The 14,216-nt window shown below is 70.2% G+C and carries 8 protein-coding genes and 1 pseudogene; 2 read left to right on the top strand and 7 right to left on the bottom strand.

Translation table 11 applies throughout. The features are described from left to right. Positions 1-460: 460 nt before the first annotated feature. On the bottom strand, positions 461-3,478 hold the full coding sequence (locus FE633_RS41440; RefSeq protein ID WP_138050327.1) for a SpoIIE family protein phosphatase: 3,018 nt from the start codon (positions 3,476-3,478) through the stop codon (positions 461-463). 284 nt (positions 3,479-3,762) lie between these two features. Between FE633_RS41440 and rutA the strand changes: the two genes are divergently transcribed. Together rutA and FE633_RS41430 are read left to right on the top strand one after the other, a co-directional pair. Further along, the gene (gene rutA / locus FE633_RS41435; RefSeq protein ID WP_138050326.1) at positions 3,763-4,845 is read left to right on the top strand and encodes a pyrimidine utilization protein A; all 1,083 of its coding nucleotides are present in this window, start codon (positions 3,763-3,765) and stop codon (positions 4,843-4,845) included. A 239-nt stretch (positions 4,846-5,084) separates the two neighbouring features. Continuing rightward, the gene (locus tag FE633_RS41430) at positions 5,085-6,734 is read left to right on the top strand and encodes a hypothetical protein (RefSeq protein ID WP_138050325.1); all 1,650 of its coding nucleotides are present in this window, start codon (positions 5,085-5,087) and stop codon (positions 6,732-6,734) included. Positions 6,735-6,813: 79 nt separating this feature from the next. Here FE633_RS41430 and FE633_RS41425 read toward each other — a convergent pair whose 3' ends face one another. The 6 genes and pseudogenes from FE633_RS41425 to FE633_RS41400 all read right to left on the bottom strand — a co-directional run bounded on the left by FE633_RS41425 (position 6,814) and on the right by FE633_RS41400 (position 14,212). Further along, complete coding sequence (locus tag FE633_RS41425) at positions 6,814-7,935, bottom strand: NAD(P)/FAD-dependent oxidoreductase (protein ID WP_138050324.1); 1,122 nt, start codon at positions 7,933-7,935, stop codon at positions 6,814-6,816. 182 nt (positions 7,936-8,117) lie between these two features. Next, positions 8,118-8,888: a carbonic anhydrase gene (locus tag FE633_RS41420; RefSeq protein WP_171060338.1), complete on the bottom strand. Its 771-nt coding sequence runs from the start codon at positions 8,886-8,888 to the stop codon at positions 8,118-8,120. Between the two features lie 168 nt (positions 8,889-9,056). After that, positions 9,057-10,003: pseudogene (locus FE633_RS41415) on the bottom strand (SMP-30/gluconolactonase/LRE family protein). Continuing rightward, the gene (locus tag FE633_RS41410) at positions 10,000-11,085 is read right to left on the bottom strand and encodes an L-idonate 5-dehydrogenase (protein WP_246114065.1); all 1,086 of its coding nucleotides are present in this window, start codon (positions 11,083-11,085) and stop codon (positions 10,000-10,002) included. Before FE633_RS41410 ends, FE633_RS41415 begins: the two are co-directional and overlap by 4 nt. Continuing rightward, positions 11,082-12,548, bottom strand: coding sequence for an MFS transporter (locus FE633_RS41405; protein ID WP_138050323.1), 1,467 nt, complete (start codon positions 12,546-12,548; stop codon positions 11,082-11,084). The genes FE633_RS41410 and FE633_RS41405 overlap by 4 nt, the downstream gene beginning before the upstream one ends. 107 nt (positions 12,549-12,655) lie before the next feature. Beyond that, positions 12,656-14,212 (bottom strand): mannitol dehydrogenase family protein, encoded by a 1,557-nt coding sequence (locus tag FE633_RS41400; protein ID WP_212747340.1) that lies wholly within the window; start codon positions 14,210-14,212, stop codon positions 12,656-12,658. Positions 14,213-14,216: the final 4 nt, after the last annotated feature.

Here is a 14,216-nt window from a genome sequence, read left to right as displayed (position 1 = left end):
CGGTAGGGGTCGCAGTCGAGGCAACGGGGGGTCTGGCAGCCACCGCATCGGACGAACAACCGGCCGCAGTGGCACCTGAGGTCGCCCGGATCACCGGGCTCCTTCTCCATGACCGCTCGGCTACGGGTGAGGGCGGTACGGGGCTCGGGGGAACGACTGCTTGCAGCACTCATGGGTGTCCTCCGGTCGGATGAGAGGCGGCGGCCGGGAAGGCTTGAGGCCCAGGCAGGAGACCGAGAGCCGCACGGGAGTCAGGGCTCGTCCGCTACGGAGAGGGCCGGGCCGGCCGGCGAAGAACGCCGAGGATCGCCCGACGCGGAATCTCGCGTACACCGAACGTAGGGAGCTCTCTCCGGTCGCACCATGGACAGATGTCAGACTCCCGGCCCCGCGGGTTCCGACACATGCTCAAGAACGGCAGCGCCCCGCAGGTGGACGGGACGGTGCCGGCGACGAGTCCCTACTGGTCCTCGTCCCCGAAGGGCAGCGCGTCCAGGTCTCCGTCGAAGCCCTCCGTGGAGAGGAACATCAGGTCCAGGGCATCGGACGGCTTCTCCCCGCGCCTGTCCGAGCCGAGGAGGGCCTGCTCGGCCCAGATGCACTTTCCGGTCGCCGTGTAGCGCGTTCCCCAGCGCTGGGAGAGTGCCGTGATCAGTTGCAGGCCGCGGCCTCCCTCATCGGTGTCCGTGGCGCGGCGGATGCGGGGCATCGTGAGGCTGCCGTCGAAGACCTCGCAGGTCAGCTCGGTGCTGTGCAGCAGACGCAGGCTGACCGGGCCCTTGGCGTGGCGTACGACGTTGCCCACCAGCTCGCTGGCCAGTAGTTCCGTGGTGGGTGTCAGGTCGTCCAGGCCCCAGACGGAGAGTTGCTCGCGGACATGGCGGCGGGCCTGGCCGGCCGCCCTCGGGTCCTCGGCGAGCGGCCAGGAGGCCACCCTGTCGCCGGTCAGGGCGTGGAGGCGGGCGACGAGGAGCGCCGCGTCGTCGGCGGCCTGGTGCTCCGCGGGGAGCAGGCCGCCCGTCAGGGTGTCGCAGAGGTGCTCCAGGTCCGCGCCGGTGCCGTCGTCGTGGGCGGTGCGCAGGAGCCGGGCCAGTTCCGCCATGCCTTCGTCGATGTCGCGCTTCGCCGACTCGACGAGTCCGTCCGTGTAGAGCACGAGCAGGCTTCCCTCGGGCACCGTCAGCTCGACCGTGTCGAACGGCGGCTCCGCCGCGCCCAGCGGCGGGTCGGGGGCCAGCTCCGGGAAGTGCACGGTGCCGTCGGGGTGGACCAGGGCCGGGGGCGGGTGTCCGGCGCGGGCGATGGAGCAGACCTGGGTGGTGGAGTCGTAGAGCGCGTACAGGCAGGTGACGTACGACTCCTCGCCCATGCCGCCGACGATGTGGTTGAGGTGGCTCATGATCTCGTCGGGCGGCAGTTCGAGGTCGGCCAGGGTGTGGACGGCTGTGCGCAGGCGGCCCATGGTGGCCGCCTCGGGCAGGCCGTGCCCCATGACGTCGCCGACGACGAGGGCGACCTGGCCGCTGGAGAGCGGGATGATGTCGTACCAGTCGCCGCCCACGTCCATGCCCTGTCCCGCGGGGAGATAGCGGGCGGCGGCCCTGCACGCGGGCAGCTCGGGCAGGCCCCGGGGGAGCAGGCTGCGCTGGAGTTCGCGGGACCGGGTGTGCTCGGAGTCGTAGAGCCGGGCCCGTTCCAGGGCCTGTGCGACGAGGGCGGTGATCGTCGTGAGCAGGATGCGTTCCTCGTCGGTGAGGCGGCGCGGCTGGTCGAAGGCCACGACACACACCCCGAAGGTGTGGTCGGACGCGGTCAGCGGCAGGAACGCCCACGCCTGCTTGTCGGCGCGTGCGGGCAGGTCGGCGTGGTCGGGTGCGTACTCGGCGTACTCCCGCGGCGAGGACAGGAACACCGGCGTATCGGACGTGATCACGTTCCAGGCCGGGCTGCACGCCGTCTGGGAGCGGCCGTTCACGAGGTCGAGGAAGTCGTCCGAGTAGCCGACGGCTCCGACGTTGCAGAGCCGGTCGCCCTCGATGACCTGTACCAGGAGTCCGGCGGCGGCGAACGGCGGCAGCACCCGCCGGGCGACCGCGTCCACCACATCCTGTGAGGTCGACGCCTTGGCGAGCGCCGCGGTCAGCTCCGCGATCCGGTCCGAGCGCTCGGACGCGGCGCGCTCTGTCGCCCGGCGCTCCTCCTCCAGGCGCCGTCTCTCGGTGACGTCGGCGAAATAGAGGGTGTGGCCGTCGGGCCCCGGGACCATCCGCAGGTGGTAGCGGTGCCCGCCGTCCGACGTGTGCACGTCGAAGCCGGCCGGCTTCCCCTCGGACGCGGCCTTCCGGCAGCGGATCTCCAGGCCGGGTACCTGACGAGCGGACGGCAGATCCCACAGCACGCGCCCGAACAGCTCCTCCTCGGACAGGCCCAGCGCGCGTTCCGCCTCCAGGTTGGCGAAGGTGATCCGCCACTCGTCGTCCACCGCGAGGAAGCCATCGCTCATATGGCGCAGGGCCCGGCTGAGCGCGTCACGGGCGGACCGGGACTCGTTGCTCTCCCACCCCACGCCGATCATTCGCTGGGGCTCGCCCTGCTCGTCGTAGGTCGCCCTGCCACGGGCCTGCGTCCAGCCGTACGTGCCGTCCAGGCGGCGTACCCGGTACTCGGCCTCGAAGACGGAGTGGTCGCGTATGGCCCTCTGCGCCGCGGCCAGCGTCGGCGCCAGGTCGTCGGGGTGGACGATCCTCATCCAGTTCTCGACCTTGCCGGTGAAGTCGTCCCGTCTGGTGCCGTAGAGATCCAGGGCCGCGTCGTCCCAGATCAGGTCGCCGGTCCGGATGTTCCAGTCCCACGAGCCGACACTGACCTCCTTCAGGGCCTGCCGCAGGCGCTCACCGTTCAGCTCCGTCTGTGCGGGTCCGGACGGTGGCGGCGCCTGGACCATGCGCTCCTCGGTCCAGGCGACGACGCTCCGGAGGAAGTCCCACTGCTGCGGGGTCGGCTTGCCCCGTTCGCCCGTCAGGACCGTGAGCGCGCCGATGCTGCGGTCCCCGTTGAGCACCGGTAGCGCGGCCAGACCGGTGCCGGGCCAGGTGATGTCCGCCGCTTCCGCGGTATCCGCGGTATCCGCTGTTTTCGCCGCTTCCGCTGTTTCCGGCGCTTCCGGCGCTTCCGGCGAGGACCCGGCCGGATCGGTGTGCCCGGCGGAGTTCAGGGGCACCCACACGCCACTGCCCTGGTGCAGAGCGCGGGCGGGGGCCAGCGGGCCCTCCTGGTCGATGATCTCCCAGGAGCGGGTGAGGGCGGGAGGGAGCCCGGTCACCGACACCAGGCACAGCGCGGACATGGGGCCGCGCAGATGAATCGTTCCGCCAAGGGCACCCAGCTCTCCCACCGCATGCTGGAGCGCCAGCCGGAAGACCTCACTTTCCGCGACACCGGGATCCACCGTGCCGAGCAAGGCCAGCCGCGCGTTCATATGACGAACTTTAACGTTCCTGCCTCGGCAGAGACCGTCCCTTGCGGGAATCCCGCCGTCCGCTCCGCCCTGCTGCCCACGAGACTCAACCGCCCGGCACCCGCCCGGAACCGAGGCCGAGTTACCTCGGGTTGCCCTGAGGGTTCACCGGGCACGAGGACCGGAGCCCTTGCTGATCGATCGCACCGGGGGCTCGTCCTGAACGTGCGGACCGACGCCTCCGTACGGCCCACTGGCATGGCACTTCTTCCCCGAGAGACACCCCCGACCCGCTGAGGAGCAGCATGGACATCGGCGTATTCATCCCCATCGGCAACAACGGCTGGCTCATATCGAAGAGTTCTCCGCAGTACATGCCGACCTTCGAGCTGAACAAGGCCATCGTGCGGAAGGCCGAGGAGCACGGGCTCGACTTCGCACTGTCGATGATCAAGCTCAAGGGGTTCGGCGGCGAGACGGAGTTCTGGGACCACAACCTCGAGTCGTTCACGCTGATGGCGGGCCTGGCCGCCGCGACGGACCGGATCAAGCTGTACGCCTCCACGCCCATCCTCGCGCTGCCACCGGCGATCGTCGCGCGCATGGCCGTGACGGTCGACTCGATCGCTCCCGGCCGGTTCGGCGTCAACATCGTCACCGGCTGGGCACCCGGCGAGTACTCCCAGATGGGCCTGTGGCCCGGGGACGAGCACTTCGGCAACCGCTACGCCCGGGCCGCCGAGTACGTCACCGTGATGAAGGAGCTGTGGAGCGAGGGCGTCAGCGACTTCAAGGGCGAGTTCTACGAGATGGACGACTGCGTGTTGTCTCCCCGCCCGGAGAACGGGCACATCGACATCGTTGCCGCCGGGCAGAGCGGCACCGGAATGAGGTTCGCCGCCGAGCACGCCGACTACAGCTTCATCCTGGGCAGCGGGGTCAACACCCCGCTCGCGCTCTCGGACTCCACGGCCACGCTCATGCACGAGGCGAAGAAGACCGGCCGCGACGTCGGAGCGCTCTCGCTGTTCATGGTCATCGCGGACGAGACCGACGAGGCCGCCCGGGCCAAGTGGAAGGACTACCACGACAACGCCGATCTCGCGGCGCTGGCGTACATGGCGGGTGAATCGGCCACGGACAAGACCGCCGACGACTCCTCGACCGCCAGGACCATCTCGCTGCCCGAGGGCGCCGTGAACTTCAACATGGGCACGCTCGTCGGCTCGTACGAGACCGTCGCGAGGATGCTCGACGAGGTCGCCGAGGTGTCCGGCACCAAGGGAATCATGCTGGTCTTCGACGACTTCCTCGAAGGCATCGAGAACTTCGGTACGCGCATCCAGCCGCTGATGAGGTCCAGGCCGGACCACTCGACCGTGGCATGAGTCCCCGTCGGGCCCGGACGGGCGGGCAGGGCGGCGGGTCAAGCACCACTTGTGGTCCGCGCAATCTCTCATGCAACAGAGAACAGAGAACTTACTCGACGCCTTTTTCCAGCCGTTGCAATTTTCCGCTTGCGGTAGCGCTCATTCCTCGTTGACGGCTCCTCTTCCCGGGCGTAGGACGCTATAGACAGTTCCTCAAGCACCTGTGGGACAGTGATCCGATTCTGGGAGAGAATTGCATGGCGATCAATCAGAAACAATTGATGCAAGCGGTCTACGACGCGATATTCGACGCGTTGACGACCACGCCTCCGGCAATCGGCGGCGGTCGGCCGATCCTCCCCAAAGCGACGACCTTCATGTCGTTCCAGCTGCCCGGAAATCCCATTGATCCGGCGCAGTTCGCGAATCCCTGGTCGCCGACCAACACGAACGGCTCGATCGCGACGGCGGAGAACTTCGCCACCCTGGTGGATCCTGTCCCGGTCCTCAGCCCGGGCTACGTGGCGAGCGGTTCCAGCATCGACGGCATGTACGGCGAGATCGTCCGCGCGAACGTCAAACCCCCGCCGCCCGACCCGGCCGGCGAGGAGGCGTTCAACAAGGCGTTCAACCTGCTCTACGTCGACGGCGTGGACTACGACGAGAACGGCCTGCCCGTCACCGTCAAGGTGGAGTCCCCGCTGTACCGCAACTACAAGAACAAGATGCTGGCCTACACGGCGGCCCTGACCAGCTACCTCACCAACTACCTCCAGTACGACCTCAGCAAGCCCGAGGACGCCCGGAAGTGGGCGATCCTCGCCCCCGTGCTGCAGGCTCCCGTCGACATGGCCTACAAGGATCTCCAGGCGGCGCGCCCCGGTGTCGTAGAGAACGCGGTGGCCACCCTCGGCCAGTACCAGCAGTCCACCCTGGCGAACATCTTCTCCAGGGCGCGGCAGACGTACGAACAGACACGAAAGGGCAGCCTCGGCAACCCCGGAGTCTTCTGGCATCCTTGCGAGGCGTTCCCGGGAAACTGGTTCACCGAGTCCGGCGCGGCGAATTTCGCCTCGCAGACCATTCAGTCGAACCGTATACGCATCAACGAAAGCTCTCGTTTCTCCCGCTACGGGGCGGGCGGCGGCGTGAATTTCGGGCTCTGGCGGGTCGGTGCCTCTGGCTCCAGCGAAAGGCGCCAATACGACCTCAGCACGTCGACGAGCAATATCACCATTTCCTTCCGCTACGGCAGGGTCGAAGTCCGCCGTCGGTGGCTGGACACGGCGCTTGCCTCCCTGCACGGCTGGAGCACGGCAGGCCGCCGGCCCGGTGATTACTCGACCGGCCAGGTGGACAAGAACGAGGGGGTTTTCCCGCTCCTGACGACGTCCTTCATCGTCGCCCGCGACATCAAGATCAGCGGTAACTGGAGTACCAGCGACCTCCAGCTCGCGTCTCAGTCGACGTCGGCCGGCGCCTCCGTCGGATGGGGACCGTTCTCCCTGTCGGGCAGCTATACCAACAGCTCCTCGACCCGCCGCTTCTCCTCCACCTTCGACGGCACGACGATCACCGTGCCGGGCGCCCAGATCATCGCCTGGCTGAGCAGCGTCGTCCCGTACTCGCCCCCGACCGACGGACCGCCCTCGGACATGGCGACCGAGGCGGAGGCGGCGGAGAGCCGCCGGCAGATCCACCGCAGGAACGTCTACGCCATCCCCTACATGAGGCAGGCCGACAACGGCTTCGAGACGGCGGAGGCCGGGGGCGACTACGGCCTCGCCGAGGACAACGGCCGGAGCCGGTTCCTCGACCTCGACTCCGAGGGAGGAGACGGCGAAGGCGGCACTGTCCGGAGGTCACCGGACGCACCGACCAGCCAGTTCATCAGCGCGGAGAGCTGATCCGCTCCCGCACGTTCCGGGGAACCCCTGTCCCGCCCGGCGACCACCGGGCGGGACAGGTACTGATCCGCCGGCGTCCTCAGGCCGCGGTGTAGCCGAGCTGACGCCTCATGTACGGGGTCATCAGGGTCTTCGCCTTGGCGAGGGTGGTGGTGCGGTTGCCGAGGACCGCGGTCTCGCCGCCCGGCACGGGCAGCACCGTCAGTCCGTTGGCCGGGCCGAAGGGCACGATGATCGGGGTGCGGTGGATCGGCCGGTAGAAGCGCGGCTCCTTGCGGTGCTTGCCTGAACTGTGCAGGTACGAGCGGATGTTGTGGGCGGCGAGGTCCGCCTGGGCGATCGCGACGGGTGTGATCTTGAGCTCGCTGACGTCGTTCACGTCACCGACCGCGAAGACGTCCAGCCGGCCCTCGACCCGGAGCATCCGGTCGACCCTCACGTGGCCGGCCCGGTTCAGCCAGTCGCTGTGCCCGGCCAGTCGCAGCCACAGGGTGTTGGGCGTGGTACCGGTCGCCCAGAAGGAGAGGTCGGCGTCGATGACGCTGCCGCGGGCGTCGCGATAGGTGCCGAAGTCGTTGCCGGGGGACATGAAGGAGTCGAGCCGTACCTCCACGTCGTGGGACTCCAGCCAGGCGCGGGCCTTGTGCCCGGCCCGCGCGCTCCCCGTGTTGTCGAGCAGCGCCGAACCGGAGTGGGCCAGCGTCACCCGGGCGTCCGGCCGGGCCAGGCGGATCTCGGCGCTGAGCTCGACGCCGGAGGGGCCGCCGCCGACGACGAGGACCTGATCGGCGGTGGCGATCTTCTGCTGGTGTGCGGCGAACGACTTGGCCGCCTCCTCGGTGGTGGTGCCGGTGAAGCGGGCCGGTTCGGGGTAGTCGGCGCCGGTGGCGATCACCACCACGTCGTAGGGCAGCCGCTCGCCGGTGGCGAGCACCACCTGCCGCTCGGTGGTGTCGACGCGCACCGCCTTGCCCACGGCCACGCGACCGTTGCGCAGCAGCCGGTCGTACGGAATGAAGGGGGTCGCCGTCCAATCCGCGTGCACGCCTGCGCGCAGGGAGGCGATGCGATGGAAGAAGACCTCCTTGCGATCCACGAGCGTGACCCGCGCCATCCCGTCCAATCGTTTCGCCAGACGGACGCCCGCATAGCCGCCGCCGATCACCACTACATCGCCTACATCGCCGTCACGCACACTCATTCTCCTGTGCCTTGTGGGGGGTGCGAGTGCCGCGGCGGCTGAGCCGCTCCCGGACTCGAATGCCGGGGAGCGTAACGCTTTAAACCTAAAGTTTTAGCTGCGACTTCGTGTGAGTCCTGTGAAGTGACAGCGCGGGCAGGCCCCCGTAGGCCAGGGGCTTTGTCTGTCCCCGTGCCCCTCCGTCAGGCGGAGGGCGCCCCGGTGAGGACCTCCACCTGGCCCGTGTCGAGCGAGTAGTAGGCGCTGACCACGGCCAGGTCGCCCTTCTTCACCAGCGGGCCGAGGTCTTTGTTGGCCCGCAGATCGGCGGAGGTCTGCTTGACGTGGATGCGGATCATCGCGTCGACCGGGTCCTTGGCCTTCTCCTTGACCGTCTCCTCGTACGCCGGCCGCAGGGCGTCGGCGATCGCCTGCAGGTTGCCGGGCAACTCCTTGCCGTCACGCATCGCTTCGTACGCCGCCTTGACGGCGCCGCAGCGCTGATGCCCGAGCACGACGATCAGCGGGGTCCCCGACGTCATCGGCCCGTACTCGACGGAACCGGTGACCACCGGTCCGACCACCTGGCCACCGGTGCGCATCACGAACAGGTCGCCGAGCCCGGTGTCGAAGAGCAGCTCGGGCGGCACCCGGGAGTCGATGCACGAGAGGATCACGCCGAAGGGATTCTGTTCCTCGGCGACGAACTCGCGTCGGCGGGGGTCCCGGTCGGGGTGCTGAAGATTCCCGTCCACCCAGCGCTTGTTGCCGTCCATGAGCCGCGCGAAGGCCGCCCAGGGCGAGTCCGGTCGCTGGCCCGCGGAGGGTGAGGGCGTCTTCGCCGCCCCGGCGGGCGCCGTCTTCTCCGTCCCGGCGCCGTCCGACTTCGACGAACAGCCGGTGAGCAGGGCCGCGGTGGCCGCCAGCCCGCCGGTCAGTATGGCCCTGCGCTGCGGTGGCACAGCACTACGCATGAATCTGTCCCTTCCTGCGACGACTCGTCGGCCCGCTCTCCCGGGGGAGAGCGGGTGGTGCCACTGTGGCGAGACGTCGGTTAGCGCCCGTACAGCGCTGATGAAGCGCGGGAGAAGCGCCGATCCAAAACACGAAGGGGCAAAGCGATGTGACGTTGCGTCACATGACTAGAGGGAGACGGCTACCCCGTTGAACGTCGTGTCGGGCGTCTGAGGGCTGGTGAAGCGGGCGTTGACGAGGTAGAGGCGGTCGCCCCGGCGTGCGACGGTGGTGGGGACGTCGAAGCGGGGGGCGGTGATCGTGCGGCGCAGGCTGGCGGAGCGGACCTCGGCGTCGAGGTCGAACACGCTGATGAGATTCTGCCGGTTCTGCACGACGTACAGAGCCCGGCCGATACGGAGGAGCCCGTCGCCGAACGCGACATTGTCCGCTCCGTTCAGCGCGATCTCGGTGGCGTGCCCCGTCCCGAGGTCGACGCGGTAGAGCTTGCCGGGCGTGCTGCTGACGACGATCAGTCCTCGGCCGTCGGGGGTGGAGACGACGCCGTTCGCGTTGTTCACGTCGGACGTCTGCACCCAGTCGCCGCCGAGAGGCAGAGCACGGACCTCGCCGCGTGCCCGCGCGGTACGCCGTAGAGCACGCTGTCGCGCGAGTCGGTGAACCAGGCGCGGCCGCCGAGCAGGATGACGTCGTTGATGAAGTGCCCGGTCGTCCCGGTCAGTTGGTACGTCGTCACGAGCCGGCCGGTGCGGGAGTCGACGACCCGCGCGGTTCCTCCGCCGCCTCCGGCGATGTAGAGCAGGCCGTCATGGTCCGCCTTCAGCCCGATGGACGCCGTGCCGGTGGCGCCCTCGTGGATGACTCCGCCCTCGCCGGTCCGCAGATCGGTGCGGTAGACGGCGCCGTTGGCGCGCGAGCCCATGTAGGCGTACGGCTTCCGGCCGATGGTGATCCCCTCGGGGAGGAAACCGTTGGGCAGCGGGAACTCGGTCGGCCAGGTGCCGGCCGGGGCGGAGGCGGCGGCGTTCGCCGTGCCGGTGCCGCCCGCCACCGCGGTGAGCGCGGTGAGGACGACACCTCCGAGGAGTTGGCCGAGTTCGACTTCAGGCTTCAACTCACCTGCGAATACCCCTTGTTGTCCCCGCCGCCGAGCCGCAACAGCACCTTGCTGCTCCCGCTCGCCGGGTCCGCCGCGACGGACAGGGCCTCGTGCGCCGCCGCGAGGGGGAAGCGATGGGTGATGAGGGGGGACACGTCGAGGCCCTCGCGCATCGCGCGCAGCGCGTCGTCGATCTCCTCGACGAAGCGGTAGGAGCCGATCCAGGTGATCTCCCGGGTCACCAGGTCGCCGAGGGCGGCGGAGACGGCCGCGCCGGGCAGGTTGCCGACCTGGACGATCGTGCCGCCGCGCGCGGTGGACCGCAGGACGGGGCCGAGGGCGGCAGGGGCACCCGACGCCTCGAAGGTCACTTCCACATCCGTGGGGAGGACCTCGCCCGCGGCGATGTCGACCGTCTCGTCCGCGCCCATCGCCCGTGCGACCGCGAGCGACGGCGGCGACAGGTCCGCCGCGATCACCGCCGCCGCCCCGCCGTACTTCGCCGCCGCCACGACCAGCGAACCGATCGGACCCGCGCCGTTGACCAACACGGTCCTGCCGCGGATGTCCCCGGCCCGGTGGACCGCGTGCATCGCCACCGCCAACGGCTCGGCGAGGGCGCCGTGTTCGGTGCTCACGCCCTCCGGGAGCGGGCGTATCCGGTCCGCGCGGACCACCCGGTACTCGCTGAACCCCCCGTCGGTGTGCGGGTCGAAGGCGGCCGAGCCGAAGTAGCGGACCTCGGGGTAGAGGTTCGTACGGCCGGCGATGCGGTCGGGAAGACGGCCGTCGCCGACGAGTTCGGCGGGATGGACCGTGGCCGGCTGACCGGTCTCCAGGCGGCCGCCGGTTCCCGCACCCACGGCGGCGACGCGACCGGCGACCTCGTGTCCGAGGACCAGGGGGTGCCTGAGCGCGGCCGTCCCGGACGCCCCGTGCTTCCAGTACGCGACGTCGGAGCCGCAGATCCCGCCCCACTCCATGGCGAGGAGGACCTCACCCTCCCCCGGTACGGGACAGGGGCGTACGTCGATCCGGACGTCCTGGGGGCCGTGGACGACGACCGCCCGCATGGCGCGGCCCGCCTCCGGTGTCATACCGCGTCCTCCAGCCGGACCAGGTCCCGTCCACGGGTCTCGGGGGCGAGGAGCGCGGAGACCAGGGTGATCAGCGAGTAGACGACGAGCATCGCCGCGATCGGCCACCAGCTGCCGGTGACGGCGGTGAGCGTCGCCGCGAGGACCGGGCCGATCGCGGTGGCGAGGATGCCGCCTATCTCTTTGGCCAGGGCCAGCTGGGTGAAGCGGGTCCGGGAGCCGAACAGCTCGGCCATCGCGACGCTCTCCAGCGAGAACAGGCCCAGGACACCGATGTTGAGGCCGAGGACCATGCCGAGCGTCAGCGCGAACGTGCTGTCGGACGTGATGAGCAGCATCATCGGGAAGGCGAAGGCGATGGTCAGCAGGGAGAGGCCGATGTACATCGGACGGCGGCCGAAACGGTCGCCGAGCAGGCCGATGAGGGGCACGGTGGCGAAACCCAGCAGGGAGCCGTACACGATGGCGCTGGTCGGGACGGACTTCTCGGCGTCCAGCGTGGAGGCGATGTAACCGACGAGGAAGGTCTGGATCAGGCCCGAGTTGCCGGCCTGGCCGAACCGCAGCCCGAGGGCGAGGAAGAACGCCTTGCCCTTGCGCTGCCGGATGCCCGCCTCCAGGACGCTCTCGCGCTTCTCGTCGGGCTTTCCGCCGGGCTTCGTTTCGGGTGTCGTGTCGCGCTTCACGTCGAGCTTCTCGTGGGACTTCTGGTCCGGGGTCCCCTCGATGACCTGCTCGATCTCGGTACGGGTCATCGCGACCCCGTCCACGACGTCGGCCCGCTCCTCGAAGACGGGGCTCTCCTTGAGGTTCCGGCGCAGCCAGACGGCGAAGAGCATGAGCAGGAAGCTCAGCAGGAACGGCAGACGCCATCCCCAGGCGAGCAGCTGCTCGTCGCTGAGGGTGGCGAGCAGGATCGCCCACAGGCCGGACGCGGCCAGCGTGCCGGAGTTGGTGCCGAGCGACACCAGCGAGGAGATCAGGCCGCGGCGCGGGACGGGGGCGTACTCGGCGAGCATGACGGTGGCCCCGGCGATCTCCGCGCCGGCGCCGAAGCCCTGGATGAGACGGAGCACGACCAGCAGCACCGGAGCGAGGATGCCGATCGTCGCGTACGTCGGCAGGACGCCGATCAGCGTGGTCGACGCGCCCATCAGCAGGATCGTCAGGAACAGCACCTTCTTGCGGCCGATGCGGTCACCCATCCGCCCGAAGTAGACGGCTCCGGCGAGCCGGGCGACGTATCCGACGCCGTACGTCGCCATCGCGGCGATCAGCCCGATCGCCGGGCTGACGTCGGGGAAGAAGATCTTGTTGAAGACGATGGCCGCGGCCAGGGAGTACAGCTGGAAGTCCATGAACTCCATCGCCGTACCGAGCCAGCCGGAGACGGCTGCCCTGGTGAGGTCGCGTGTCGTCCTCCTCACGGCGGTCTCGGGCTCCGCCGTCCTGCTGTCCGACATGGTGAACTCCGTTGTTCGGGGCGGTACTTGGGGAGGGGGATGTGGGGAGGGGGATGTGCGGGGTGGGCTGTAGGGAGGTGAGCCGGGGGGGGGGGGAGGTGGGAACGTCAGATCTCGATGCGGCCGGCCCGCAGGGCGGGCAGCCGCGCGGCGACGGCGGTGACGAGCGTGCCGTCCTCCGCCAGGTCGGCCGCGCCGAGGACACGGAGCAGGCGTCGCACCGTGGCCTTGGAGTCCGTGTCCTTCACGTCTTCGTCCCTGAAGCCTTCGTCCCTGGGGTCTTCCGGTAACCGGCCCCAGCAGGAGGCGAGTTCGGCTGCTGCGGGGTCGGTCGTGCCGAACAGCTGGCCGCCGTCCGCGGCGGGGCGGGTCGCGTTCGCCCAGGCCGCGAGGGCCAGTTCGAGCACCGGAGCCGGTGCGTCGGCCGCGCGCAGCGAGCGGAGTGCGTCGAGCCACCGTTCCGGCAGCTTCAGGGAACCGTCGCAGCCGATCTGCCGGAGCAGGTGCCGCATCCCGGGGTTGGCGAACCGCTCGACCAGGTCGCCCGCGTACGCCGCCGGGTCCGGGCCGCCCGGAGGCAGGGTCGGCGCGACCTCGGCGCACAGCGCTTCGACCAGCCGCTCGCCCCAGCCGGCCGCCATGGTGTCGGCGATGGTCGTACAGCCGGCCGCGGCGCCGAGGTAGGCCAGGGCCGAGTGGGAGCCGTTGAGCATCCGCAGCTTGGTGAGCTGGTACGGCACGACGTCGGGGACGAACAGGGCGCCGTCGAGCTCCCACTCGGGGCGCGGTCCGGCGAAGGAGTCCTCCAGGACCCACTGCCGGTACGGCTCCCCGACGACCGGCATCCGGTCGCGTACGCCGAGCGCGCCGTGGGCCGCCGCCCGGTCGGCGTCGGTGGTCGCGGGCACGATGCGGTCGACGACCGTCGCGGGGAAGGCGACGGAGTTGGTCATCCAGTCGAGCACCGCTTGGCGGTCGGGCCAGGACGAGGCCGCCACGAAGCCGCGGACGACGGTTTCGAGCGCGGCACCGTTGTCCGCCATGTTGTCGCAGGACACGACGGTGAGCGGGGCGCCGCCGGAGCGCATCCGCGCGGCGAGCCCGGCGGCGATCCGCCCGACTACCGTGACGGCGCCTCCCTCGACGGCGCTTCCGGCGCCGCCGCTCCCGCTGGAGGAACTCCGGCAGGCGGCCAGGTCCGCGGCGATCCCCGGTGCCGCGAGGTCCAGCCGACCCGTGTCGGGGCGGCGGTGGTAGCCCTTCTCCGTGATCGTCAGGGTCAGCACCGTGACGTCGGGAGAGGCGAGGAGTGCGTCGACGCGCGCGCCGTCCGGGCCCAGCCCCAGCGCCTCGACGACCGACCCGACCGCGCGGGTGACCGTCCCCGCGGGGCGCCGCTCGGTCAGCGAGTAGAGGCAGTCCTGGGCGCGCAGGGCGGCGACCGCATCGACGGAGCGCGGGGCGACGGCGGCGATACCCCACGGCTCGCCGGAGCGGGCGGCGGCGTGCTCCGTGTAGACGGCCTGGTGCGCGCGGTGGAAGGCGCCGAGGCCGAAGTGGACGACGCGGGGCCGCAGTTCACGGGGGTCGACGGCCGGGCGCCGCTCTACCGCGAGTCCGCCGAGCGCCGCGAGGCTCAGCGAGGAGGACAGCGAAGGGTTCACGGCG

The organism is Streptomyces montanus (assembly GCF_005786655.1).
Taxonomy (GTDB): Bacteria; Actinomycetota; Actinomycetes; order Streptomycetales; family Streptomycetaceae; genus Streptomyces; species Streptomyces sporangiiformans.
This window is presented reverse-complemented; position numbering and strand designations above follow the sequence as displayed.